22 protein-coding genes are annotated in these 23286 nt (G+C 71.8%); 6 read left to right on the forward strand and 16 right to left on the reverse strand.

Annotated features, from left to right (window positions below; translation table 11 throughout):
- Nucleotides 1-80: 80 nt before the first annotated feature.
- The 4 genes from AB0B57_RS35475 to AB0B57_RS35490 all read right to left on the reverse strand — a co-directional run bounded on the left by AB0B57_RS35475 (nucleotide 81) and on the right by AB0B57_RS35490 (nucleotide 3977).
- The gene (locus AB0B57_RS35475; protein WP_357080406.1) at nucleotides 81-527 is read right to left on the reverse strand and encodes a response regulator; all 447 of its coding nucleotides are present in this window, start codon (nucleotides 525-527) and stop codon (nucleotides 81-83) included.
- Nucleotides 528-595: 68 nt separating this feature from the next.
- Nucleotides 596-943, reverse strand: coding sequence for an STAS domain-containing protein (locus AB0B57_RS35480; protein WP_357080409.1), 348 nt, complete (start codon nucleotides 941-943; stop codon nucleotides 596-598).
- A 116-nt stretch (nucleotides 944-1059) separates the two neighbouring features.
- The gene (locus tag AB0B57_RS35485) at nucleotides 1060-2130 is read right to left on the reverse strand and encodes a cobalamin B12-binding domain-containing protein (protein ID WP_357080412.1); all 1071 of its coding nucleotides are present in this window, start codon (nucleotides 2128-2130) and stop codon (nucleotides 1060-1062) included.
- Nucleotides 2127-3977, reverse strand: coding sequence for a SpoIIE family protein phosphatase (locus tag AB0B57_RS35490; protein WP_357080415.1), 1851 nt, complete (start codon nucleotides 3975-3977; stop codon nucleotides 2127-2129). The genes AB0B57_RS35485 and AB0B57_RS35490 overlap by 4 nt, the downstream gene beginning before the upstream one ends.
- 208 nt (nucleotides 3978-4185) lie before the next feature.
- On the opposite strand from AB0B57_RS35490, the gene AB0B57_RS35495 reads away from it, so the two are divergent.
- Nucleotides 4186-4518 (forward strand): STAS domain-containing protein, encoded by a 333-nt coding sequence (locus tag AB0B57_RS35495; RefSeq protein WP_357080418.1) that lies wholly within the window; start codon nucleotides 4186-4188, stop codon nucleotides 4516-4518.
- A 73-nt stretch (nucleotides 4519-4591) separates the two neighbouring features.
- Nucleotides 4592-5158 carry a hypothetical protein gene (locus AB0B57_RS35500; RefSeq protein WP_357080421.1) on the forward strand — a complete coding sequence of 189 codons (567 nt, stop codon included), beginning with the start codon at nucleotides 4592-4594 and terminating at the stop codon, nucleotides 5156-5158.
- Here the strand turns inward: AB0B57_RS35500 and AB0B57_RS35505 are convergent.
- A complete protein-coding gene (locus AB0B57_RS35505) occupies nucleotides 5155-5469 on the reverse strand; it encodes a hypothetical protein (RefSeq protein WP_357080424.1) in 315 nt (104 codons plus the stop codon). The genes AB0B57_RS35500 and AB0B57_RS35505 overlap by 4 nt on opposite strands.
- Before the next feature lie 201 nt (nucleotides 5470-5670).
- Between AB0B57_RS35505 and AB0B57_RS35510 the strand changes: the two genes are divergently transcribed.
- The 3 genes from AB0B57_RS35510 (at nucleotide 5671) to AB0B57_RS35520 (ending at nucleotide 8778) form a co-directional block, all read left to right on the forward strand.
- Nucleotides 5671-6648, forward strand: coding sequence for a DUF2267 domain-containing protein (locus tag AB0B57_RS35510; protein WP_357080427.1), 978 nt, complete (start codon nucleotides 5671-5673; stop codon nucleotides 6646-6648).
- 114 nt (nucleotides 6649-6762) lie between these two features.
- Entirely contained in the window at nucleotides 6763-7545 is a 783-nt protein-coding gene (locus AB0B57_RS35515; protein ID WP_357080430.1) for a fused MFS/spermidine synthase, read from the forward strand.
- Nucleotides 7546-7686: 141 nt separating this feature from the next.
- On the forward strand, nucleotides 7687-8778 hold the full coding sequence (locus tag AB0B57_RS35520; protein ID WP_357080433.1) for an AI-2E family transporter: 1092 nt from the start codon (nucleotides 7687-7689) through the stop codon (nucleotides 8776-8778).
- 43 nt (nucleotides 8779-8821) lie between these two features.
- Here the strand turns inward: AB0B57_RS35520 and AB0B57_RS35525 are convergent, their stop codons facing one another.
- From AB0B57_RS35525 to AB0B57_RS35570, 10 genes are all read right to left on the reverse strand, one after another.
- Nucleotides 8822-10123, reverse strand: coding sequence for an NAD(P)/FAD-dependent oxidoreductase (locus AB0B57_RS35525; protein ID WP_357080436.1), 1302 nt, complete (start codon nucleotides 10121-10123; stop codon nucleotides 8822-8824).
- 45 nt (nucleotides 10124-10168) lie between these two features.
- A complete protein-coding gene (locus tag AB0B57_RS35530) occupies nucleotides 10169-12322 on the reverse strand; it encodes a glycogen debranching N-terminal domain-containing protein (protein WP_357080439.1) in 2154 nt (717 codons plus the stop codon).
- 67 nt (nucleotides 12323-12389) lie between these two features.
- A complete protein-coding gene (locus tag AB0B57_RS35535; protein ID WP_357080443.1) occupies nucleotides 12390-12713 on the reverse strand; it encodes a CU044_2847 family protein in 324 nt (107 codons plus the stop codon).
- Nucleotides 12710-14131 (reverse strand): extracellular solute-binding protein, encoded by a 1422-nt coding sequence (locus tag AB0B57_RS35540; RefSeq protein ID WP_357080446.1) that lies wholly within the window; start codon nucleotides 14129-14131, stop codon nucleotides 12710-12712. Before AB0B57_RS35540 ends, AB0B57_RS35535 begins: the two co-directional genes overlap by 4 nt.
- A 2-nt stretch (nucleotides 14132-14133) precedes the next feature.
- The gene (locus AB0B57_RS35545; RefSeq protein WP_357080449.1) at nucleotides 14134-15261 is read right to left on the reverse strand and encodes a hypothetical protein; all 1128 of its coding nucleotides are present in this window, start codon (nucleotides 15259-15261) and stop codon (nucleotides 14134-14136) included.
- A complete protein-coding gene (locus AB0B57_RS35550) occupies nucleotides 15258-16682 on the reverse strand; it encodes a VWA domain-containing protein (RefSeq protein ID WP_357080452.1) in 1425 nt (474 codons plus the stop codon). Before AB0B57_RS35550 ends, AB0B57_RS35545 begins: the two co-directional genes overlap by 4 nt.
- 30 nt (nucleotides 16683-16712) lie before the next feature.
- Nucleotides 16713-19004 carry a tetratricopeptide repeat protein gene (locus tag AB0B57_RS35555; RefSeq protein WP_357080455.1) on the reverse strand — a complete coding sequence of 764 codons (2292 nt, stop codon included), beginning with the start codon at nucleotides 19002-19004 and terminating at the stop codon, nucleotides 16713-16715.
- Nucleotides 19001-20653: a serine protease gene (locus tag AB0B57_RS35560; RefSeq protein ID WP_357080458.1), complete on the reverse strand. Its 1653-nt coding sequence runs from the start codon at nucleotides 20651-20653 to the stop codon at nucleotides 19001-19003. The genes AB0B57_RS35555 and AB0B57_RS35560 overlap by 4 nt, the downstream gene beginning before the upstream one ends.
- A 116-nt stretch (nucleotides 20654-20769) precedes the next feature.
- The gene (locus AB0B57_RS35565; RefSeq protein WP_357080461.1) at nucleotides 20770-21297 is read right to left on the reverse strand and encodes a GNAT family protein; all 528 of its coding nucleotides are present in this window, start codon (nucleotides 21295-21297) and stop codon (nucleotides 20770-20772) included.
- Nucleotides 21294-21686: a helix-turn-helix domain-containing protein gene (locus AB0B57_RS35570; protein ID WP_357080464.1), complete on the reverse strand. Its 393-nt coding sequence runs from the start codon at nucleotides 21684-21686 to the stop codon at nucleotides 21294-21296. The genes AB0B57_RS35565 and AB0B57_RS35570 overlap by 4 nt, the downstream gene beginning before the upstream one ends.
- 94 nt (nucleotides 21687-21780) lie before the next feature.
- Between AB0B57_RS35570 and AB0B57_RS35575 the strand changes: the two genes are divergently transcribed.
- Nucleotides 21781-22455, forward strand: a complete 675-nt coding sequence (locus AB0B57_RS35575; RefSeq protein ID WP_357080467.1) for an NAD(P)H-binding protein — start codon at nucleotides 21781-21783, stop codon at nucleotides 22453-22455.
- 54 nt (nucleotides 22456-22509) lie between these two features.
- On the opposite strand, the gene AB0B57_RS35580 is transcribed toward AB0B57_RS35575, so the two are convergent.
- Nucleotides 22510-23235 (reverse strand): VOC family protein, encoded by a 726-nt coding sequence (locus AB0B57_RS35580; protein ID WP_357080470.1) that lies wholly within the window; start codon nucleotides 23233-23235, stop codon nucleotides 22510-22512.
- Nucleotides 23236-23286: the final 51 nt, after the last annotated feature.

Consider the following 23286-nt stretch of genomic DNA (forward strand, 5'->3'; position numbering starts at 1 on the left):
CCACCTGGATCCTCGGCCGCGACCGCGACGGCCGAGGAGGTTCGGGGAAAATGTTCAGCATGCGCGTGCGAGGGCTCGCGTCAGGCGCGCTTGGGCAGCACGACCACCCGGCCGAAGAACTCGTCGATGCGACGGACCACGTCGTTGAAGTCGTCCAGGTCGATCGGCTTGGTGACGTACGCGTTGGCCTGCAGCGTGTAGCTGCCGACGATGTCGGTGTCGGCGTTGGAGGTGGTCAGCACCACGATCGGGATGGTCCGCAGGTCCTCGTCCTGCTTGACCGCGCCGAGCACCTGCCGGCCGTCCATCCTCGGCATGTTCAGGTCCAGCAGGATCACGTCCGGCCGGCGGGCGTGCTCGTGGCGGCCCTCGGCGCGCAGGAACTCCATCGCCTCCTCGCCGTCGCTGACCACGTCGATGACCTTCTCGACGTCGGAATCCGCCAACGCCTCCTCGATCATCAGGACGTCGCCCGGGTCGTCGTCGACCACCAGGATGCGTACCGGCTGCGGGCTGTCTACGCCCATCACTACCTGCTTCGGGTCGGCGGGGACGGGACCTGACGGTCACCGCGTTGGCGGGGAAATCTAGCCCATCAGGAGGCGCTGCGGGACGCGGGGTCGACCGATTCCGGTTCGTAGCGCAACACGTCGGCCAGGCCGGTCATCCGCAACACCCGGTCGACGCGGCCGTTGGCACCGACGAGCCGAAGCCAGCCGCCGTCGGCCGCCGCCCGATTGTCCCCCCGGACGAACACTGCCATCCCGGTGGAATCGCAGAACGTGAGGTCGGTGAGGTCGAGCAGCACCCGGGACTCGCCGTCGGCCGTGAGGCTGTCGATCGCGGCGGTCAGCTGGGGGGCCGTGCTCATGTCCAGCTCGCCCGCCAGACGCAGGCAGGCGCCACCGCCGTCGCTTTCGACGTAGCTGACGCTGAACGTCACCGTTCTCCCCCTCGCTCCACCCGCGGGTGGGACATTTGCGGTGCGGCAAGTATACGCAGGGTCGCCCCGCGAACCGCAGGGCGCGGTGATCGACACCGGCATCGACGGATGGACGCTCAGCGGCCGGCGTCGGACAGCGCGGCGAGCCCCACGGACAACACGCGCCCCGCCCGGGGAAAGTCGCGCAGCGCGACGGCGTAGTGCTCCAGGGGGCGGGCCACGGCCCCCGCGGGCACACCCCGACTGCGCAGGATCTCCGACAGCCACTCGACGAACTCGGTGAACAACGAGGCGTCGTCGACGTAGACCGCCGCGGCCAGGAAATCCACGACGTGACCCAGGTCGCTGACCGTGGAGTCGAGCTGGCTGGCGGTGTACGTGCGCGCCACCGGCACCCGCTCCCGCAGGTCGGCCAACGCGCTGTCGATCAGCTCGGCACGACGCCGCACCAGGCTGGCGTACTCGTCGTCGGCCAGGTGGGACAACCGCGCCGGCGGCACCCCCCGCAACGCCCGCTCGTCGGCGATCAGCTCGGCCGCCGAGGGCGCGTCCGGCGCCCAGGCCACGCCGAGCCGACGCGCCCACCGGCCGTCCGTGCCGAACCCGCGCCCACCGACCACCACCGGCACGTCCGAGCGGCGGCAGGCCTCGATCATGCGGTGGGCGTACGGCAGGCGCATCGGCAGCGCGCACGCCAACGCGACGGCGTGCGCGTCGTAACGGTGCAGGTACGACACGAGGTGCGCCGCGGGCACGCTGGCACCCAGGAACGTCACCTGCCAGCCGCGCAACCGCAGCACCTCGGCCACCAGCCGGGGCGGCAGCGCGTGCCACTCGCCGTCCATGCACGCGACCACGACCCGGCCGCCGGTCGGGCGCGGGTTGACGTGCGCGGCCACCGCCGCCACCACCCGTTCGCTGATGTGGGTGGCCGCGTGCTCCTGCGCGACGCTCCACTCGTTGCGCGCCCACCGCTCGCCCACCTCGGCCTGGGCGGGCGCGACCAGGTCGAGCAGCACCCGCTCCGCCGGTACGCCCGCGTCGAGCAGGCCGATCGCCAGGTCGATCGCGGCGTCCTCGTCGGCGTCGGCGAGGTGGTCCAGGTAGCCGAGGTACGCGTCGCTCGGCTCGATGGCGGTCGGGGCGACCTCGCCGCGCTGGTGGCCGCGGGCCGGGGCGGCGGTCACGCGTCGCCCGGGTCGATGGCGGTCGGGGTGGCGGGCGAGTCGACCTCGCCGCGCTGGTCGGCGCCGGCCGGGGCGGGCACCGAGTGCAGGTGCCGCGACGCGCGGCCACCCGGGCCGGTCGCCCGCAGCGCCAGCACCGCGATGTCGTCGTGGTCGCCCTGCGCCAACCAGTCGCAGGTGACCTGCTCGACCCGCTCGGCCAGGGCTGGGGCCGGCATCCGTTGACAGTCGGTCACGGCGGCGACCAGCCGTTCGGTGCCGAACTGCTCGTCGCCGCGCCGGCCACCGCGGGCCTCGGTCACCCCGTCGCTGTAGAGCAGGCAGGTCTCCCCCGGTGCCAGCCGTACGGTCACCTCGCCGACGCGCGGGTCCGACACGACGCCGATCAGCATGCCGCGCAGCGGCACCGACTCCACCGCGCCGGAGGCGCGCAGCACCAGCGGTGGCAGATGCCCACCGCCGGCCATGGTGAGGGTGAGGCCGCCGTCGCGCTGTGGACGGGCCACGCCGAGCACGATGGTGGCGAAGCGGCCCTGGCCGTGCGCCTGGGTCGTCTCCAGCAACGCGTCGTTGAGCAGCCGCAGCAACCGCCCGGGGTGCGACTCCAGCCGGTGCAGCGCCTGAAGGCACTGGCGCAACTGGCCGGTGAAGACGGCCGCCTCGACCCCCTTGCCCGAGACGTCGCCGAGGAAGAACACCGAGCCACCGTCGGCGAGCCGGTGCGAGCCGTAGAAGTCACCCCCGATGCGCAGTCCCGCCTGCGCGGGCCGGTACGCGGTGCCCCACTGCACGCCCGCGGCTTCGGCCGGCTCGACCGGCAACAGGCTGGCCTGGAGGGTGTCGGCCACCTCGGTCTGGTCGCGGTAGAGCAGAGCTGTCGTCAGCGCCGCGCCGGCGCGGGCCGCGAACGCGCGGACCAGCTCCACGTCGTCTCCGTCGTACGAGCCGGGGGCGCGACGGGCGACAAGCAGCACACCGACCGGTGCGTCCCGGCCCGGCAGCGGGACGACCCGTGCGGCGGTGCCGATCTCGGCGGACTCGGGCAGCCAGCCGGCGTCGACCGCCTGCTCGACCAGCCAGTCCACCGCGTGCGGCTCGACCCCGGTCAGCCCGTCGGCGACGGCGCCGGGCAGCTCGCCGCCGGGCAGCACCCCGTGGTCCACCGACGGTGGCTCGTCGTCGGTGCGCGTGGCCCGCCACCAGCGGGCCCGACCGGCACGCGGTGCGAGGACCAGCACGGCCACCTCGGCCAGGGTCGGTACGGCGAGTCGGACGATCGCCGCGGCGGCCCGGTCGGGGTGCAGCGGGTTGCCCAGCTTGTCACCGACCACGGCCAGGAAGGTCGAGCGGGCCCGCTCGGCGAGCAGCGCGTCGGCGCGGCGGACGCTGTCGGTGACGTCCTGGACGTACCAGCAGCAGCGGCCGTCGGAGAGCGCCACCGGGCGGCCGGTCAGTCGACGCCCACGATAGGTGAAGCCGCCGGGGTTGCCCGCGCTCAGGCCGGGCACACCGGCGGCGCTGAGCAGCTCGCCGGGTCGCACGCCGGGCAGCAGCCGCTCGGCCACCGGACTGACGTGCCGCACGACGCCGTCGGCGTCGCAGACCACCAGGCCCTCACGGAGGTGCTCGACGACCTCGAACCAGTCGGGCGCGGCCGCATCGCGCGCGAGGTCCATCGGCGGCTCTGCCGCGCCGGAACGAGGCGGCTGCACCGCGCCGGAACGAGGCAACGGGGCCGCACCGGGGTGGGGCGACCGGTCGGCGGGCCACGCCGCAGACCGGGGTGTGCTCGGCGTGGAGAGCCGTCCGTCGCCCGGGTCGCAGTCCCTGACGTCGGAAGCAGTCACCAGCTGAGCCTCACTCCTTGTCATCCACCCGAACCCGTACCGGAACCGGCGTCTATGGTCAAAACTCTGCGGCCAGCCTACGCCGGTACCCGGCAAGCGGCATCCCAGCGCAGCAGACGAGGCACCGTCACCAGCGCCTGAGCGGGGCCGGCGGAGGCGGCGTCGGCCCCCGATTTGCGTTCCTCCGTCCGGCTGGGACCATGGTGGGATGTCCGACCAGCTGTTGACCATCGAGACAATCCGGCTCGATGCCGGGCACGTCCGACTGCGGCTGACCGGCGAGCTCGACTACGCCTCCGCGCCCGAGCTGATCGCCGTGGCCGCCGACCTGCGCGACGACCAGCAGGTGCTGATCGACCTGACCGGCGTCAGCCTCTGCGACTCGTCCGGGCTCAGCGCGCTGTTGGTGGTGCACCGCGCCGCCGGGGCGATCCGGCTGACCGGGGCCGCCCCGCACCTGCAACGGATGCTGGACCGCACCGGCCTGACCGAGTTGCTGACCGTGGAGCACGCCACCGACGACCTGCGCGCCATCGGCTGACCCGCTGCCCGCGCCGTCGCCCGACGATTCGGCAGGGGACACTTGTCGCGCGTCGTCTGAGGGGGGCCCACGCTTGCGCTTCGAGCACCGTGCCACCGAGACGGACGCGAGCATCGTCGATCGGGTGTGGCGCACCGGCAGCGACGCCGAGTCGACGATGACATCCGCGGCGCGCACGTGCAGCCAACTGATCCTCACGCGGATGCGGGGGCAACTCCTCGCCAGCCTGCGCGGGCCGGAGACCAGGGCCACCACGGCGCCGGTCCCCGCGAACGCCGAGTTCCTCGGGATCCGGCTCACGCTCGGCACCGTGCTTCGGCCGCATCCCGCATCCTCGCTCGTCGACGGGTACGTGCCCTTCCCCGTGACGGACTCGGGCCGAATCGTCATCGGCGCCGAGGCATGGGAAGCGCCGACGTACGAAAATGTCGAGCAGTTCGTCCGTCGCCTGCGGGACGCGGGTCTGCTGGTGCGATCACGTCTCGGGCTTGAGGAGCACATCGCCGGGCACCAGCGTGCGCCGGCGCAAGGGCCTTCCCGGCAAAGAGCGGCCGGCTGTGGCGACAACCCTTCGGGTCTCGCCCAGGCGGGGTGGCCCCCGACCCTGGGACCTGGGGTCGGGGGCCGGAGGAATGTCTAGGGTGTCGTCATCGGCTGGAGTCGGGGCCCGTCCTCGCGCAGCTCGCCGGTCGGGGCCGGATCGACGTCCTCGGGCTCCCCCGAATCGGGCGTCTGATACAGGTAACGGACGAACTGCCCACCCGCCTCGTTGTCGTCCGCGCCGGGCCACTGGCCGATGCAGTCCATCCCGATGACCTCACGGCCGGTCCCGTCGGCCTCCTCCAGCAGCGCCCACAGGCTCACCGGGTAACACCTGGTGAGTTCCGGCGTGAGCTGCCAGCGCGCGTACCAGCCGCGTCGGGCGGGGACGATCTCGACGATCTGCTTCATGACGACCTTCCTTCCGCGTACCTCGGAAGAACTTCGGTCCTGACCTGAGCATGCGGGCCGGGTGGGTGAGCACCCCTCACCCCCGCCGGATGAAGCGTCGCGGACACCGAACCGACCCGGCCCGGTGGCGGCCGTTTCGGCTCCCGCGGCGGCGGGAAGGCGACTGGCACAGCCACGATCCCCAGCGGAAGGGGTGCCACCATGCGCAAGCAGATGGAGGGCGACAACCAGCGGCGTCGGGCGCTGGCCCGGCAGGCCCGCGAACAGAATCGCCAGCCCAGCGAGTTCGGTGCCAGCCTGAGCGCCTCCAAGCAGCTCACGAGCCTCGACCAGGGCAAGCGGGCCGGCCCACCGCCGGCCGGGCCGCACAAGCCGGACAGTACGCGCGGCGGGCCGGCACCACCGCAGGTCGGCAGCGCCGACAATCCGAGGCCGCAACCGTCCCCGCCGAGCGGCACGGCCGGGGTACGCCCCATGGGCTACCACGAGCTGGTCGACGAGGTAGGGCGTCGGGCCGGGGTCGACTTCAAGACGGCCAAGGTCGGCACCGAAGCGACAGTGCTGGTCCTCGCCTTCGCCCTGGAGGCCGCCGAGCGGCAACGACTGCTCGCCGCGGTCCCGAACTCGCTGCACGACGTGCTGCCCGTCGACGGCATCGAGCGGCACCGTGACCTGCCCGGCTTCCTGGCCGAGGTGGGCCGGATCAGCGGCAACACCCCCGAGCAGGCCCGATACCAGGCGGAGGCGACGATCGCCGCGCTCGCCGCACAGGACGGCGACCTGGTCGAGTCGTTGCACGTACCCGACGGGTTGCGGGACCTGCTCAACCCGCCGGAGGCCGGCGGTGGCCTGGTGGGCGCCTCCACCACCACACCCACCCTGGACCCGGACGCGATCGAGGCGGCGCTCGACGACCTGCCCTACTGGACCGGCGACGGTCAGGGCCTCTACCGGGTGGTCGCGCTGCCTCCGGACAACCTGGACCGGGTGCTCGACCGGCTCGACCGGATGCGCCAGGACACCGGGCGCGGCCCGAGCATCGGACGTCCGGGGGACACCGCCGCCGTGCTGACCGTACGGACCAGCCAGGCCGACGGGGTGACCGCGCTCGACGTGGACCTCGCCCACCGGATCGACGACGCGATCGACGAGGTGGGAGCCGGGATGGCCGGCGGCTGACCGGCCGCGACGGCTGTGCCGGGCCGGTGGACGCGGGTGGTTCCGCTCCGCCGGCCCGTCGGTCGTGCCGGCCGCGCGCCGGCTGGCGGGTGGGCCTGAGCTAGCGTGCCGGGCATGAACCGCGCCGCCGACCGGCTGGAGCTGGTCGCCGATCCGGTCCGGCGGACCGGGCGGACGCTGCTGTCCGCCGGCGTCGAGCAGTCGTACGTGGATGTCGAGGACCCCCGGCACCTGCACTTCGAGTACGTCCGGCGGATCGCCTCGGCGGTGGATTCGGCCGCACCGGCGGGCGTACCGCTGAGCGTTCTGCACCTGGGTGGTGGGGCGTTGACGCTGCCCCGCTGGCTGGCAGCCACCCGGCCCGGCTCCCCGCAACGGGTCGTCGAGCGGGACCCGGCGGTGGTCGAGCTGGTCGCCCGGGAGTTGCCGCCGCTGCCGCCGCAGGTGCGGGTGGAGATCGCCGACGCCCGGGACGCCCTCGCCGCCACCCCGGCCGGTTCCTGCGACCTGGTCATCGCCGACATCTACCGGGCGGCCCGGATGCCCCGGCACGTCCGTACCGTCGAGTTCGCCGCCGAGGTGGCCCGTGCCCTGCGCCCGGACGGGATGTTCCTGGTCAACGTCACGGACCTGCCTCCCCTGGTCGCCACCCGGGTGCAGGTGGCCACGGTGCGGGCCGTCTTCGCCGACGTGTGCGTGCTCGGCGACCGGCGGATGCTGCGCGGTCGCCGCTACGGCAACCTGGTGTTGGCCGCGACGTCCCGGCCCGGCGGGCTGCCGGTCGGGAAGCTGGCGGTGGCCGCGCTGCGCGACCCGGTGCCGGGCGGGCTGCTGCACGCCGCTGCGCTCGACACGTTCGTGGCCGGTGCCCACCCGCTCACCGACGCGGACGGCTGAGCGACTTCGGCCCCTCGTCGCCTTGGCCGGCGTGGAACGGCACACCCGGGGCGTCGCTGAGCGAATCGGCCGGGTGGGTGACGCGGTCGCCGCGTCCGCAATGCCGGGTTTTCGACGACGAGTGCGGGGAAGGCGCGGCGAATGAGCAACGCCGACAACCGGGTGACAGCCCGCCGCACCCTGATCGTGATCGGTCTGGTGCTGGCCACCGCGTTCGCGCTGGCCTTCGTGTACGCGACCCGCCGGGTGCTGGTCTGGGCCGTGGTCGCGGCGTTCTTCGCCGTCGCGCTCAAGCCCCTCGTGGACCGGCTGCAACGCCGTCTCGTGCGGCGGCGGTCGCTGGCCACGCTGCTGGTGTTCCTCGTCGTGTTCGTGCTGCTGGCGATCCTGGCCGCGCTCATCCTGGCGCCGCTGTTCGGGGAGGTGGGCCGGTTCGCCGACCGGGCACCGGGGTTGTTGCACGACGCCCGCGCCGGCCGGGGCCCGCTGGGGCAACTGCTGGAGCGCACCGGCGTGCGCCGCTACGTCAGCGAACACTCCGAGCAGCTCCGTGACCTCGGCACCCGGCTGCGGCAACCCGCTGTGGGCGTGCTGCGCGGCGTCGTCGAGACGGTCGCCGGGCTGGTCACGGTCATCGTGCTGGCGTACCTCATGGTCCTGGAGGCACCGCGGATCACCCGCGGCCTGCTCGCGGTGGCCGGGGACGGTCAGGGTGAGCGGCTGCGTCGGGTGGGCCGGGAGGTGTCGCGCACCGTCACCGGCTACCTCACCGGCAACCTGGTGATCAGCGTGATCTGCGGGGTGTTGACCTTCGTGGTGCTGGTCGTCACCGGGGTGCCGTTCGCGGCCGTGATCGCCCTGTTGGTGGCGGTGGCCGACCTGATACCGCTTGTCGGCGCCACCCTCGGCGCGGTGATCGCGACCGGGGCCGGCTTCCTGCACTCCCCCACCGCCGGGGTGGTGGTGCTCGTCTTCTTCGTGGTCTACCAGCAGGTGGAGAACCACCTGCTCCAGCCGCTCATCCTGTCCCGGGCGGTCCGACTCAATCCGCTGACCGTGCTGGTCAGCGTGCTGCTCGCGGCGGAGCTGGCCGGCCTGCTCGGCGCGCTGCTGGCCATCCCCGCCGCCGGCATGGTGCAGACCCTGCTGCGCGAGTACGGTCCGCGTCGGTTGCGGCCCGCCCCGCCGGCCGGCCCGGGTGCGCGGTCGGCCGGTCCCGCACCCCAGGGCTGACCGGCGGGCCCGGGGCGCCACCGGGCTGACCGGTGCGGTCGTTTCAGCGGCCCCGGGTCGCCACCTCGGGGGTGGTGCTCTCCAATGGCACCGCGTTCGCCGGGACCAGCCCCAACTGGACCGCCGAGCGGGTCAGCGCGGCGTCCAGCACCCAGTCGGCGCTGACCCGCGTGCGGTTGCCCGGCATCGCCATCAGGTGGTACGCCCGGGTGACCGTCTTGGCCGGCAACCCGGCCAGGTTGACCTGCAACGGGTTCGCCGCCGCGTCCTTGCCGCCCAGGTCGACCACCCAGCCCAGGTCGTGGTGCTTGTACGGCTTGCGCTTGCCGAAGCCGTACGACGCGGCGATGTTGTGCGCCGCGCGCTTACCCTGCCGCTGCGCGTGCTGGGCCGTCATCCCGCAGATCTTGCCCGGGTTCACCAGGTCCGGCACCGCGGCGGCGTCGCCGCAGGCGAACACCTCCGGATAGCCGGGGACGTTGAGGAACTCGTCGACCACCAGCCGCCCCCGGTCGGTGCGCAGACCCAGCTCGTTGACGAACGGGTCGGGGCGCACCCCCACACACCACACCAGGGTGCAGGTCGGCACGTACTCGCCGTCGGTGAGCTTCACCCCGTCGCAGGTCGCCTCCGCCACGGACGTGCCCATCCGCACCTCCACACCACGGCGGTTGAGCACCCGGTGCGAGGTCTGCGACATCCGCTCGTCCATCTCGGGCAGCACCCGCTGGGCCACGTCGAGCAGCATCCACCGCGGCCGCACCGGGAGCCGGGGCCGCTGGGCATGCAACGCGTCGGTGAACAACTGCCCGTGCGCCGCGACCTCGGTGCCGGTGTAACCCGCCCCGACCACCACGAACGTGGAGCGCGCCCGCTGCTCGGCCGGGTCCTCGGCCTGCTCGGCCAGTTCGAGCTGCCGGACGATGTGATCATGCAGGTAGACGGCCTCGGGCAGGCCGCGGAAGCCGTGCGCGTACTCGGTCACCCCCGGGATGGGCAACAGCTTGTTGACGCTGCCCACGGCGAGGATCAGCCGGTCGTACGCCAGCCGGTTCTTCTCGCCCTCCGCCTGGGTGAAGCCGACCCAGCGGTTCTGCAGGTCGACGTGGTCCGCCTCGCCGATCACCACCCGTACGCCCTTGAGCGTGCCGGTCAGTGGCACCGCGATCCGTTTCGGCTCGACCACCCCGGCCGCCACCTCGGGCAGCAGCGGGAGGTAGAGGAAGTAGTCGGTGGAGTTCAGTACCACGATCTCGGCCCGGTCCCGGGCGATCCGGCTCAACGTCTTCGCCGCGTGGTAACCGGCGAACCCGGCCCCCACGATCACCACACGAGGTTTCGTCATTGCGGGCCGTTTCCCGTCGAAGCCCCGAACAAACGTCAGTCGCGGTCAGCTCGGCTGAAGCCGGACCTGGCCGCTGCGGCCGATCGCCTCCAACTCCCACTGTTGGCCGAACGCCCGCACCCGCTCGGCGGCGATCCGGCCCAGCTCCTGCGGGACGTCCGGATCGAGGACCAACCGGCCGTTGACCGGGTTGACGCCGAGCATGGCGCGGATCAGGGCCAGCGGCGTGCCGGCCGCCCACGCCTGCGGACTGCACGCGGTTGGGTACGGGATGGCGAACAGCAGCCGCTCCCGGTCGAACCCGCTGAGCGCCTCCGGCAGCCGGTAACCGAACTGGTCGGCCGCCTCGATCATCGCCAGGCTGATCCGGTTCGACTCGGCCCGGTAGCCGTACCGGGCCAGGCCGAGCGCGGCGATCGAGTTGTCGTGCGGCCAGACCGTGCCCAGGTGGTAGCCGAGGGCGTTGTAGAGCCGCTCCTCCCGCGACAGCGTGCGGATGCCCCAACCGGAGAACATGTCCGGCGACATGAGTTGCCGCACCACCGCGTCGGCCCGCTCCGGCGGCACGATCCCGCTCCACAGCAGGTGACCCATGTTCGACGTCTTGGAATCGACGCGGTTCTTCTCGCCGTCCAGCGCGACCGCGTAGTAGCCGCCCCGTTCCTCGATCCAGAAGTCCGTGTTGAACCGCTCGTACAGGGTGTTGGCCTGGTCGCGCAGCCGGCGCGCCAACGAGGGGTCGTCCAACGGCCCGTCGAACAACTCGGCCAGTCGTAGTTTGGCGTCGTAGGTGTAGCTCTGTAGGTCGCAGGTGGCCAGCGGCAGCACCGGGATTCGGCCATCGGCGAAGCAGACGCCGTCCGGGGAGTCCCGCCAGCACTGGTTGCCCAGCCCTTCCGGCGAGCGGGTCGCGTACTCGACGTAGCCGTCGCCGTCCCGGTCGCCGTAATCGTCGATCCAGCGCAACGCGGCCAGCGCGTTGCCCCGCAGGTGCCGGACGGTCTCGTCGTCGCCGGTCCAGCGCCAGTACTCGGAGAGCAGGATCAGCCAGAGTTGGGTGGCGTCGGCGCTGCCGTAGTACGGCCCGAACGGTTTCTCGCCGCTGCGGGTCAACTCGCCGCTGCGCACCTCGTGCAGGATCTTGCCGGGCTCCTCGTCGGTGAAGTCGTCACACGTGTCGCCCTGGAGCCGGGCCAGGGCGAGCAGGGTGCCCTTCGCCAGCGCGGGCCCGGCGACGAGGGTCTGGTACGCGGTGATCAGGGTGTCCCGGCCGAAGACGGCGAGGAACCAGGGCAGTCCGGCACCGGGCAGCATAATCCGCTGGCCCTTGACCTCCAGGTCGAGCCGCAGTGCCGCCAGGTCGTTGCGGGACTGCCGCGCGGTGCGCTCCAACGCCGCGCTGTCACTGCGCAGCAACGCCCGGTCCTCGACCCACCGGCGCAGCGGGTCGTCGGCCCGGCCGTGGATGACGTCGGCGATGTCGCCCCGGACCGGCTCGACCACCCCCATCCCGGGCGGCAGTGGCACGTTCAGGTCGACGTGCCACTCCTCGCGGGGCCCTAGCTCCAGCTCCCAGACCAGATCGTCACCCTCGATGCGGTCGGCCGGCTTCGTGCAGCACACCCGGGTCTGCGCGGAGAAGTCACCGCGCTGGTAGGAGAAGCACAGCTCGGACCCGTCGGCGGCGTGGTCCCGGCTGATCTCGGCGGAGCGGTCCCGGACCCTCGACTTGACCTCGAACAGGTCGGCGAAGTCGGCGGCGACGGCCAGCCGCAGCTCCACCCGGACCGGCTCCAGTCGGTAGGAGACCAGTTCCACGCGTTCGTGAAACCCGTCGCCGACGTAGCGCAGGCGCCGCAGGCCCAGGGTGTTCGGCGGCAGCCCGGGCAACTCCGGGTTGGTGAGCACGTACTGCGCGGAGTAGTGGTCGATCGTCTCGGAGCGCAACACCAACAACTCGCCGCCGTTGACGGTCAGGCTCCATCCGCTGATCAGGCGGGTGTCCAGGTGCACGAGCCCACCGATGCTGCCCGTCGGCACATCCCCACACGCGTTGGAGTACAGGAACGTCGGCCCGCTGAGCACCGCGAGGGAGCCGGGGCCCAAATCGGGCGGCATGGCCCGCTGATCGGCGCTGTCCGCATCCGCGACAGCCAGGCCGGGGAAGGGATTGGCAGGGGTCGCGCGAACGGCAGCCATGACACCCACCGTAGGGAGCGCGGAACTGGGCGTCATCACCCGGTCCGGGTGAAAGGTCCCGACCGGCCTACGGGGTCGGGGGCCGCTGCCAGCGCACCGTCACCGTGAGCTGGCCCTGGACACCGGTCCGGGCGATCACCGCGCCGGCCTCCGCGGTCAACTGGACCCCGAAGCTGATCTCGATCTCGTCCGGACTGTGGGCCATCGACTGGAACTGGCCGAGCGCGGCGGAGGCGGCGTCGCGGACCTCCGACAGCGCCCGGTCGAACGTCGCCCGCGCCTCACGAACCACCTTGCCGGCGTTACCGGCCGGCGTCACGCCGGCCCGACCGTCGACCTCGACCACCACCGAGCCGCCACCGTCGAGGTCGAATCTGCGCAGTTCAGTCATCGTTCAGGTCCTCTCTCCCGCGGCGACACGCACGTCAGATCCAGCCACTCGGCCTTCGGCCCCTTGTCCCTGAGTTTCTCGAGTTCGGCAAGCAGGCTGTCGAGGCGCTCCGGTGCTTCCAGGTAGACCAGGATCGCCCGCTCGAACGCCGTGGCCATCGCCGCTGGCATCAGGTCCGACGCGTCCCAGCACAGGGTGCCGGTGCGCAGTTGCTCGGCGACCGCCGCGAGGACCCTGTCCTGGGGTTCGGGTGCGTCGCCACGCCGACTGAATGCCACGCCCTCGGTGGGCTCACGCCAGGCCGTCTGGGCCTGCGCGGAGGCGAGATAGCTCATCAGCTCCCTGGCCCGCTCGGTGTTGTCGCTGTCCTTGACGTCCTTGCTGTCCCTGGTGTGCCGGAACATGACCGCGACGTCGTCGGAGACCTCGTGCAGCGACTGGGTGGCCTTCAGCCCGATCGGCGGTGTCGAGAAGAAGGTGAACGGCGGATCGGCATTCGTCGGGGTGGACGGCTTGCGCGGGTACTTCCGGACCACGAAGGAACCCTGGTGGTCCAGGTGACAGCGTGGGGGAATCACCACCTTCTCCCCATCACCATTTTCCACCTCACGGGGAAACAGCCCCTTGGCAGCCGTCTGGAAAGTGGTGTAGAGGCTGGCTCGGGCCGTCTGCTCCGACGAGACCCCCAGCAGGGCGCCCCAGGTCTCCCAGGCACCCTTGACCTCCGGAGAATTCCAGTGGAGGTCACCGCGCGTCCATTTCTCGTAGGAGTCCTCACCGGACCGGTGCAACAGGATGTCCTCGATCCAGTCGGTGCCCGGCCAACCGGAGACCGACTGGGCACTCATGCCGAGGCACCAACGCACCTGCTCGGCACCGATCCTGCGCTGGGTCAGGCCGACCAGCTCGTCCCAGGTGCTCGGTGCAGACTGGCCGAACCTCTTCAACTCGGTCGGGGCGTACCAGACCACGCTCTTCAGATGGGTGGTGACCGAGACCGCGTAGGGGAGCTTGTCGCGGACCTCCCCCACCTTGGGCGCGAGCTTGACCAGCTGCGGATCGGCACCCGGGTCGGTCGTGATCGGGCCCTCCAGCGGCACCAGCCGGCCGGCGTTGACGTACCGTTGCAGGTCGTTGACGCGGGGCAGGACCGCGACGTCGGGCGGGCGATCGCGCTCGATCGCCACCTGGAGCACCTGGCTGACGTCCCGGTGCCCCTGGTAACGGGCGTGAATGCCGGAACTCTTCCTGAATTTCTCCAGCACCGCCCGGAACGCGACCTCCTCGTCATCGGTCCACGGGCCGAGGACCGTCAGCTCCTCGGTGGGCTCGGCAGAGTGCCCGTTCAGCGCGACACCGGCGAGCAGCACCGTGACCACCGCCAATGCCGTCCGAGCCACCCGTCCGCTGCGCTTCATGGTCACCGCTTCTCATATTCCGCCAGGCGGGGGTAGAGGCCCAGGAGGACCAGCCCCGCGATGACGAGCGCGAGTACGCACAGCACGATCTCACCGAAACGGCTGTTGGCCGCCTCGTCGGCATCGTTCGTGATGTCGCGATCGGCCCTGACTTCGGCGTTGTCCGTGCTGGCAGCTTCGGCCGCGTCGGCCCCGGGCGTCGGGGGCGGGGGCGGGGGCGGGAACGGGCTGCGCAGCTCCTCGGTGGTGTCGACGCAGGCCTCGACACACTGTTTCTCCACCTGGTCCGCGAGGCCGTAAGCGGCACGGGCACCGACCTCCAAGAGCTGCCGCTTCCTGCTGTCGTCGACAGCGTGGACTCCCGCACGGGTCCGGTCCAACCTGTCCGCCGACCAGAGGCTCAGCGCGGTGAGGGCCACCATCCCCACCACCGCGACCGTGGCCAGCAACAGGGGGACGTTCACCATCCGGCGGAAGCGGCGGGTCAGGTGCAGCTGTGTCCGCACCAACAACACGCCGAGCGCGAGCAGCGGCAGCAACCAGACGGCCGCGGTCAGCCTGTTCGTCCAGCCGTTGTCCACCTGGCCGTCCAGGGCGATCAGTTGCTTGCCCCGCAGATCCTCGAGCCGGACCAGGATGTCGTTCAACAGGCTCGCCGCGTCCCGGAGAGCGGCCACCCCGAGCGCCGTCAGGCTGGCGTCCCGGAAGCGCGCGTCGGCCTGGCCGACAAGCCCGGTGTACGTGACCAGCAGCGCCTCGATCGTCTGGATGTCCTGGGTGCCCTCGTCGCCGGCCGCGTTGTTCTCCGCCACCAGAGTGAGGTATTGGCCGGCGGCCGCGATCTGGCGCTGGTAATCCACCCCGGGGCCACCGAGGACGGCACCACCCTCGACGAGATTGTTCACCGCCGCGAGGTGCGCGTTGCGCAGCGCGTCCTGCGCGTCGTAGCTGGCGAGGATCGCCGGCACGGACCGCTCCTTGGCCACGTCGGCGTTGCCGGCGACACCGAGGAAGACCGCCAGGCTGGTCGCCAGCGCCACCACCGTGAGCGCGAGCAGCCACCGCCGCAGGAGCACGAGGGTCTGCCGGGTGGTGCTGACCCCGGGTGGTGTGCGTGCGTCCGCCGTCATCGCCGCACTCTCGGCTTCGGATCCTCGTTGAACGAGTTGCCACACTTCTCGCACCGGTCCGAGTCGGGCGGCGAACTCTCCAGACAGACACCGCAGATGATGTCCGCGACGGCGGGCCCGCGTGGCACCGGCGGGTGCAGCGGGTTCTGCACCGAGTCGACGATGCTGACCTTGAGGTCGGTCTGGCTGAGATTGTCCTTGAGCCGGACGCGGCCGTCGGGCTCGATGTCCACCAGGTGCCGCAGCTGCTCCAGGGCGGTCTCGTCGCGCGTCGCGGTTGCCAGCGCCACCGCTCGGGCCCACTGCTCGCGTGCCTGGTCCCAGTCGCGGCTGTCGTACGCGTCGCAGCCGGCGTTGATGGCCTGCCGGACGTCCACCTGCCCGGTCACCTGGGAGACGCTGAGATCGACTCGGGCCGACTTGGCCATGTCGACAGTCCAGTTCACCAGGACGGCCGCGGGCTTGGCCCGCACCTCCCCGTCGACCACCAGGTCCACCCGGGCGGCCGACCGGTCCTGCTCCAGGATGTCGTCGGGTGCCTCGACCCGCAGGCACAGGTGGTATTCCCTGCGCTCCGCACCCCACGAGCCCGTGGCGAACTCCCACGTCCGCTCGTCGACCCGCTCCGCGTACTCGGTGAGGTCCTGGATGGTGGGACTTGTCTGTTTGAAGAAGACCAGCTGCGCGTATGGCATGGTCCGCACCCGGATCCGAACGTCCGGCAGGAGCTTGGACAGCGCGGCGAGAACGGACTCCCGGAAGCTGGCAGCGAGGTCCGCAGGCCGCCGTACCGCCTCGGCGGTGCCGTGCAGCGCGGCGGCGATCCGCAGCAGCTCCGCGGGGTGCCAGCCCTCGCCGATGCCTCGGGGATCGCAGACGAACAGACCGGCGCAGCTGCGCAGGACGCGCTCCAGATCCTCCTTCTCCTCGTGCTCGTTGATGCCGTCGGTGAGCAGCAGCACGTGGTTGATCGTCGACGACGGCGGAAGCAGGTCACGTGCCGCCGCGAGCCAGCTGCCCATCGCCGTCCCGTCGCCGGCGTCGAGGCGGGCCACGGCGGCTCTGGCCTGTTTCCGGGTGGCCGACGAGGCGGTCGCGAGCGTCCGGGTCAGCGGGTACACCACCTTGGCCTCGTGGGTCCCCTGGATCACGGCGAACCGGACACCGTCCGGCAACACGTTGATGGCCGCCGCGGCGGCCTGCTGCGCCGCGGCCATCTTGGTCGGTGGGTCCGCCATCGACCCGGAGCAGTCGATCACCAGCACCTCGACCAGCTGGGACGGATCCGCACGGACTGGCGTGTCGTCCTCGGCCGCCGGTCCGCGTCCGGTCACCGAGAGGATCGCGTGCATCTCCCGACCACCCACACGCAGGAACTTGTTCTGGTTGACCTCCAGGTCGAACTGGATCACGGCATCCACCGGTTCACGCTCCGTTCCGGGTCGGCTTCGTCACCATCGGGTTCGGGGTCGGACGGCGTTCGCCCGGTCGACGAGCAGGTCGTGAGCCGCCCGCCGGGCAGCGTCGAGGGTGGGACGAGCCCGCCGGGTCCGGCCCAGGCGCGCGATCACCGGGGCCGGGAGATCGGCGTGCTGCGCCTGCTGGCCCAGGGTCCGGTAGGACAGCTCCAGCAACTCACGGATGGCGCGTTGGGTCGGCGGCGCACCCAACACCGGGCCGCCGGTCAGCGTGGCGGCGTCGCCGGAACGGGCCAGGTCGAGTGCCATCTCCCGGATCGCCGTGGTCAGCCGGTCGCGCGCCTCGCCGTCAAGAGTCAGCGCGGCCAGCCGGTGCACGGCCTGGTTGAGCTCGATCGCGGTGGGTGGACCGCCGGGCAACCGGGAGGACAGCACCCGTACCGCGGCGACCCGGGCGGCGTCGTGGTGCCGGGACAGCGCCGGCACCTCGTCGAGTACGGCCACAGCCCCGGTCCGGTCGGTCGCCGCCAGGCGGAGCCGGGCCAGCCCGAAAGCGGCGCTGGCCTGGAAGGGATCGCGCTGCCAGACGGCCGCGTAGTAGCGGGCCGCCCGCACGTGGTCGCCGGCTCGCTCGGCGCAGTAGCCGAGCGCGAGTTTCGGGGCGACCTCTCCCGGGATGTCGCTGTAGACCGCGTCGAACCGCTGCTCGGCCTCGTCGACGCGGTCGGCGGCGAGCGCGAGCAGCCCGCGGTGCCAGGCGATCCGCCAGTCGACGTCGGGCTGGGTGTCGGGCACCGTCTCGGCGGCGGTCAACGCCGCTGCGGCCGAGCCGGGATCGGCCAGCGCGAGGTGTGCCCGGCACCTGCTCAGCTCGATCTCCACCGACCTCTGCTCGACCATGGCCAACTCCCGCAGGAGCGCCTGCGGGTCCGCCGGGTCGACAGTGCGGATCACGTCGACAGCCGGGTCGTCCGGGTCGGGTCGGGGCACCGCCAGGCCGAGGGCCACGTCGACGGAGGGCGGTAGGCCGTCGTCCAGCGCGGTGCTGTCGCGCGCGTCGATCCAGGTGCGTAGGGGCAGGGCGAGCCCGAGCCCCGCGTCGAGCAGTCGGGCGGAGGGCTGGAAGAGCGAGATGGGCTCGGGTTGACGCCGATCTGGTTGGCCCGCCAGGATCTCCCGCAACACTCCGAGGAGCTGCTCCGACATCTCGGTGGCGGAGGCGAACCGCCGGTCCCAGTCCGAGCGGACCGCGCGGGCGACGAGCCGGCGAAACGACTCGATGCCGAGGGCGTCCGGGCTCGCGCCGGGGGTGTCCGGGCCTGGCGTGCGGTACCGGTACAGCTCCTCCAGGGTACGACCGACGGCGAACAGGTCGGAGCGCTCGGTCGGGCCCAGGGTCTGGAATTCGGTGTGGCCGACCGAGAAGTCGTCGGAGTGCACGACCCTCTTGGGCCCGCTGTCGGCCTTACGGACCCCGCCGAGGTCGATCACCTTGATCCGGTCGGCGGTGCGCATCACGTTGTCGGGCTTCATGTCGGTGTAGAGCAACCCGCGCCGGTGCAGGTAGTGGAGTGCGGCGAGGATCTCGTGACCGTAGGCGAGGATGTGGTCGATCGGCAGCGAGACATCCGGCTGTCGCGGGTCCTTCGCGGCACCCTGCAACCTGCGCAGCGACATGCCGTCGAGGTATTCCATCACGATGTAGCTCGTGGGGCCGGCGTCCGGGTCGTCGACGGTGGCGAAGTCGGTGCTCCGCACGATGTTCGGGTGGTCCAACGCGTTGAGGAACTTGCGTTCCTCGACGGCGACATCGAGGGATGCCTCGTCGGCGGCGTGCAACACACCCTTCAACGCGACGTTGACCTGATCCTTGTGGGTGTCCTGGGCGAGGTAGAGCAGACCCTGACCGCCATAGGTCACACAGCGGATCACCCGGTAGCGGCCGGCGACGAGATCGCCGGGTCGCAGGCTGACCACGAAGTTGAACGGTGTCCGGGTCGGGCAGTAGGGGCAGAACCCCTTGTCTCGGCCGGGTCGGGCGCCCCGGCTCCGACCGACCTGGTGCCCGTTGGGGCAGAAGCGGGACTCCTCGGGCACCCGGCGCAGGTGCGTGGTCACCGCGTCGGGCGGGAAGGTCAGCACCGGCAGCGAGACGAGGCCGGCCACCGTCCAGGTGTCCTGAGCGGTCGACCGGCTCGGGGCGGCAGCCGGCGTGTCGGTGTCGGTGTCGGTGTCGGTGGGAAGGGGCGCCAGGCCGCAGACGTCACAGAACCCGGTCTCGTCGACGGTGCCGGTGCAGCCCGGCCGGTCGCACTGTGGTGTCACGACGCGTCCCCTCCGCGTTGGCCGCCAACTCGGCGTGAAACCATTTCGGCGTATTCGCGTACCGCCGCCTCGGCGGCCACCAGCTCGCACGGCACGGCCAGGAGCAGGTCGTGCGCCCGCCGGTACGAGGTGCCGAGCGCGGGATCCTCGGCGAACCCGTGCTGCACGGCCCTCGCGCGGTAGGCACCCACCCGGCCGTCCAACTCGGACCAGAGGCCCTCGCGCGCCGCGATCTTTCGCCGGACCGACTCCACCCTGGCCAGCGCCCGGTCGGCGGCCCGCTCGGTCGAGGCGAGACGAGCGGCCACTGTGTCGCCGCCAGCGGCACGCAGCTTTGTCAGCTGGATGCGCAGGTCGGTGGCGAGGGGCTGAAGCCGGGGCACGTCGGCGACCAGGGCGGCTGCCGCGCGATATGCCCGGCGGACGGCCTCCTCGGCGGCCTGGAGGCTGGCGACGCGACGAGCCAGCAGGGTGGTGCGCAGCGCGATCGACTCGCCACTGAAGGTCAGCATTATCCGCAGATCCTGGCTGGGTGCCTGGTCGACCAGCGGAAGAATCACCTCGGACAGCAGCGCCTCAGGGTCGGCGGCCCCGTCGATGTTGTTGATGATCATCGAGTGCGGTGTCGTCTCGGCGGACCGGTAGCCGTCCGGCGCCGTGCTCGTGGCGCCGGCCCAGTCGGCGAGCCGCTGGGACACCTCTCGCGCACTTCTGCCGGTCGCGTCCACCGCGAGGTCGATGCTGCCGATGGGTGGAGCGGTGGGGTCCTGATCCGGGTCGGTCCGAGGCCGAAGCTCCCGGCTGGAGAGCACGGCCGCCCGACGCACCGCCGCGGCGATGTCGGAGTCACGATGGCCGATGACGAGGACGAGGACATGGCCGGGCGAGCCGCGACCGAAGAAGTCCGTGATCCGCTCGGTGGCCTCCCGGTTCGCCGACGTGTCACCGGCCGACCGGAAACTCGGGTCGACCGCGGGCTTCCCGGGCACCTGGCCGCTGATGGACGGGAGGCGGTTGAGGATCGTCTCGACCGGGATCATCCAGGACACCCCGCCCTGGTCGGCCCCGCCGATCGCGTGCTGGCTGCGGTCGCCGTCCAGGTATGTGCTGACCACCATCCCGACGACGTCCCCGGACTCCACATCGACAACCGCCGCGCCGCTGAAGCCGGGCCGGACCCGGGGCTGGGTCGGGCCCGAGTTCATCTGAAACCGTTCCCAACCTGCCCCGGACCGGCCCATGAGCTGGGCCTGGACGTACAGACCGTGTTCGACTCCCGCCGGGAAGCCATACATCATGACGGTGCGGTCCACCGTCACCGTGCGGCGCAGCGGTGCGAATGGGCCCTGCGACATCGGCTCGGCAAGCTCGAGCAACGCGATGTCGTCCCGTTGGTCGGTGGTGGGTGGCCACCAGCAGCCGGGCACGACCCGGGCCGACACCGTCTTGCTGCCCGGTTGGCCGAGCAGGTCGACAAGGACCTCCCAGGACGGCTCGGTGCCGGATGACTCGGTGTCGCCGCCCGCGCTGACGACGTGGGCACAGGTCAGGATGCGGCGATCACCCAACGCCAGCCCGGCACCCAGGACCTCGCCATCCGTACTTCGGACACGAACCAGCCATGGCTCATTGCCACGACTGTTCACCACCTCGCTGAGGGTAATGGAGTCGGGTCATATCCGTTGACCCCCGTCATTACGGCCGTCCCGATTTGGTGGCATTACGGGCGGTTATTCGCTCCACCGAGCCGGCCGGTCGGCAGCCGTCAGGACACGTTCGGCGCGGTGATCGCCCAGCGCTCGTGGTCGCGCCAGGCGCCGTCAACGAACAGATAGTCCGGCGAGAAGCCCTCCAACCGGAAACCGAGCTTGCGCGCGAGCCGGCGGGATGCTTCGTTGCCCGGTTGGATGTTGGCCTCCAGCCGGTGCAGCCCGACCGTGTGGAACGCGTGGTCGAGCACCAGCGCGACACCCGCCGAGGCGTGCCCGGTCCCGCTGTACGGCTGGAACGCCGCGTAGCCCAGGTAACCGCCGCGCAGCGCGCCCAGCACGATCCCGCTGATGTTCACGTAGCCGGCGATCGCACCGCTGGCCCGGTCACAGATCAGGTAACCGGCACTGTCCCGACGACGGATCCGCCGTAGGTAACGGTCGTACTCCTCCGGGCTGGAAGGCGCGACCAGCCACGGGTGGTGCAGGTCCCGACTGCGCCGCGCTGCGGCGACGAACTCGTCGGAGTCGGTGGGCCGGGGCCGCCGGATCGCGGCCGGACCACCGGCACGCAGGTATCTCACGGCCGACCACGCTGACCGGTCGGTGTCGCTGCTGCCCACTCCTCCCGCGCCCGGAGCAGGGCGGGGAGATGATCTTTGCTCCAGGCTCGCGCCGCCTCGATCAGCGTCAACAGGGTGCGCCCCAGCTCGGTGAGCTCGTACTCGACGCGGGGCGGATTTTCCGGGTACGCGGTGCGCACCACCAGCCCGTCGCGTTCCATCGCCCGCAGGGTCTGCGTCAGCACCTTCGGCGTGACGGCGCGAAGGGGCACCCGGATCTCGGTGAAGCGACGCGGCCCGTTCTGCAGACAGAGCACCACCATTCCGGTCCACTTGTCACCGATCTGGAATGGCAGGGCACCGGACGGGCACATCGGATCGAACATCTCGGGATCCAGATCTGTCACCATATGCCCCAACCTATCCCAGTTCCTTTGCAGTAACCAGTATCTCGTAGATACCGTCCCTGTGGTCCACACCGGCAGCCACACGAGGGACGGATCCATGAGCAGCATTGCCATCTTCGGGGCCGGCGGCAGAGCGGGACGGGCCATCACCGCCGAGGCGCGCGCCCGTGGACATCGGGTCACCGCCGTCGTCCGGAACCCGGAAACGACAAGCGACATCGGTACGGACGGCGTCACGGTGGTGCGGGGCGACGTCACCGACCCGCGCTCCACGTTCACCATCTCCCGTGGCCACGACGCCGTGGTCAGCACGGTCAGCCCCGCGTCCGGACCCGAGGCCCTGGCCGCCCTCGGCCGCCTCGACGACCAGTTCTACGTCGACGCCGTCGACGCGCTCCTGCACGGACTGACCGAGGCCGGAGTGCGGCGCCTCGTCCTCATCGGACTCTTCGCCAACCTCCGCGACGAGCACGGCCGCCTGATCCTGGACGACCCCGCGGCGTTCCCGAGCCACCTGCGCCCGTTCGCCCTGTCGCACACCGCCGGCCTGGACCGCCTCCGCGCGGCGGACACCGCCGTCGACTGGCTCATGCTCACCCCACCGGCGATGTTGGACGCGGCGGGCCCCCGGCTGGGCCGGTACCAGGTCGGCGGGGACTCGGTCCCCCCGTCGGGATCCACGACCCTGTCGTACGCCGACCTCGCGGTTGCGGTGATCGACGAGATCGAAGCCCCCCGGCACCATCGCACCCGCGTCTCGGTCTTCGACTGACGTACGCCGTCGCGGCCCACGCCGGGTGGCAGCCCGGCGGGCGCTCCCGGCCCGTCAGCGGGGCGTCCGGAGCCAGAACTCCCCGCCGTCCGGGTCGGCCATCAGCACCCGGCCGCCGGCAGCGCTCTGGTCGGCGTCGACGACCGTCGCTCCGAGCGAGACCAGACGGTCGATCTCCGCCCGCCGGTCGACGTCGGCGGCCGGGGCGATGTCCAACCGCACCCGGTCCCGGCCCCCGTTCGGCATGTACGGCGGACCGCCCCACGAGATCTTCGTACCGCCCTGGGGTGACTGGATCGCGGTCTCCTCGTCCTGGTCCCAGACCAGCGGCCACCCCAACGCCGCACTCCAGAAGTAGCCGACCTTCGGCGAGCCGTCGCAGGCGAGTGCGCCGATCGGCCCGCAGCCGGCGAGGAAATTGTTGCCCGGCCCGATCACGTCGAACTCGTTGCCCTCGGGGTCGGCGAGCACCACGTGGTCGTCCGCCGGGTCCTGGCCGATGTCGATGTGTTGCCCGCCGAGCTCCAGTGCCCGGGCCACCGACCGTCGCTGGTCCTCCAGCGAGCTGCTCGTCAGGTCGAAGTGCATCCGGTTCTGGACGACCTTGGGCCGCTCGTTCGGGGCGAAGCGGATCCGGAACTCGGTGTCGGTGGTGGGCAGGACCAGGACGCCGTCGTGTGGGTCGTCGACCATCTGCCGACCGAGGAGCCCGGACCAGAACCCCGCGAGTCGCAGGGGCTGGCGCGCGTCGAAGGTGATCGCGAACAGGTGTGCCGTCATCGCTACGTCGTCTCCCCTTCGGACCGGACGCCGTGCCGGCCGTTGGAGCGG

This window comes from Micromonospora sp. NPDC049101, assembly GCF_040648675.1.
Taxonomy (GTDB): Bacteria; Actinomycetota; Actinomycetes; order Mycobacteriales; family Micromonosporaceae; genus Micromonospora.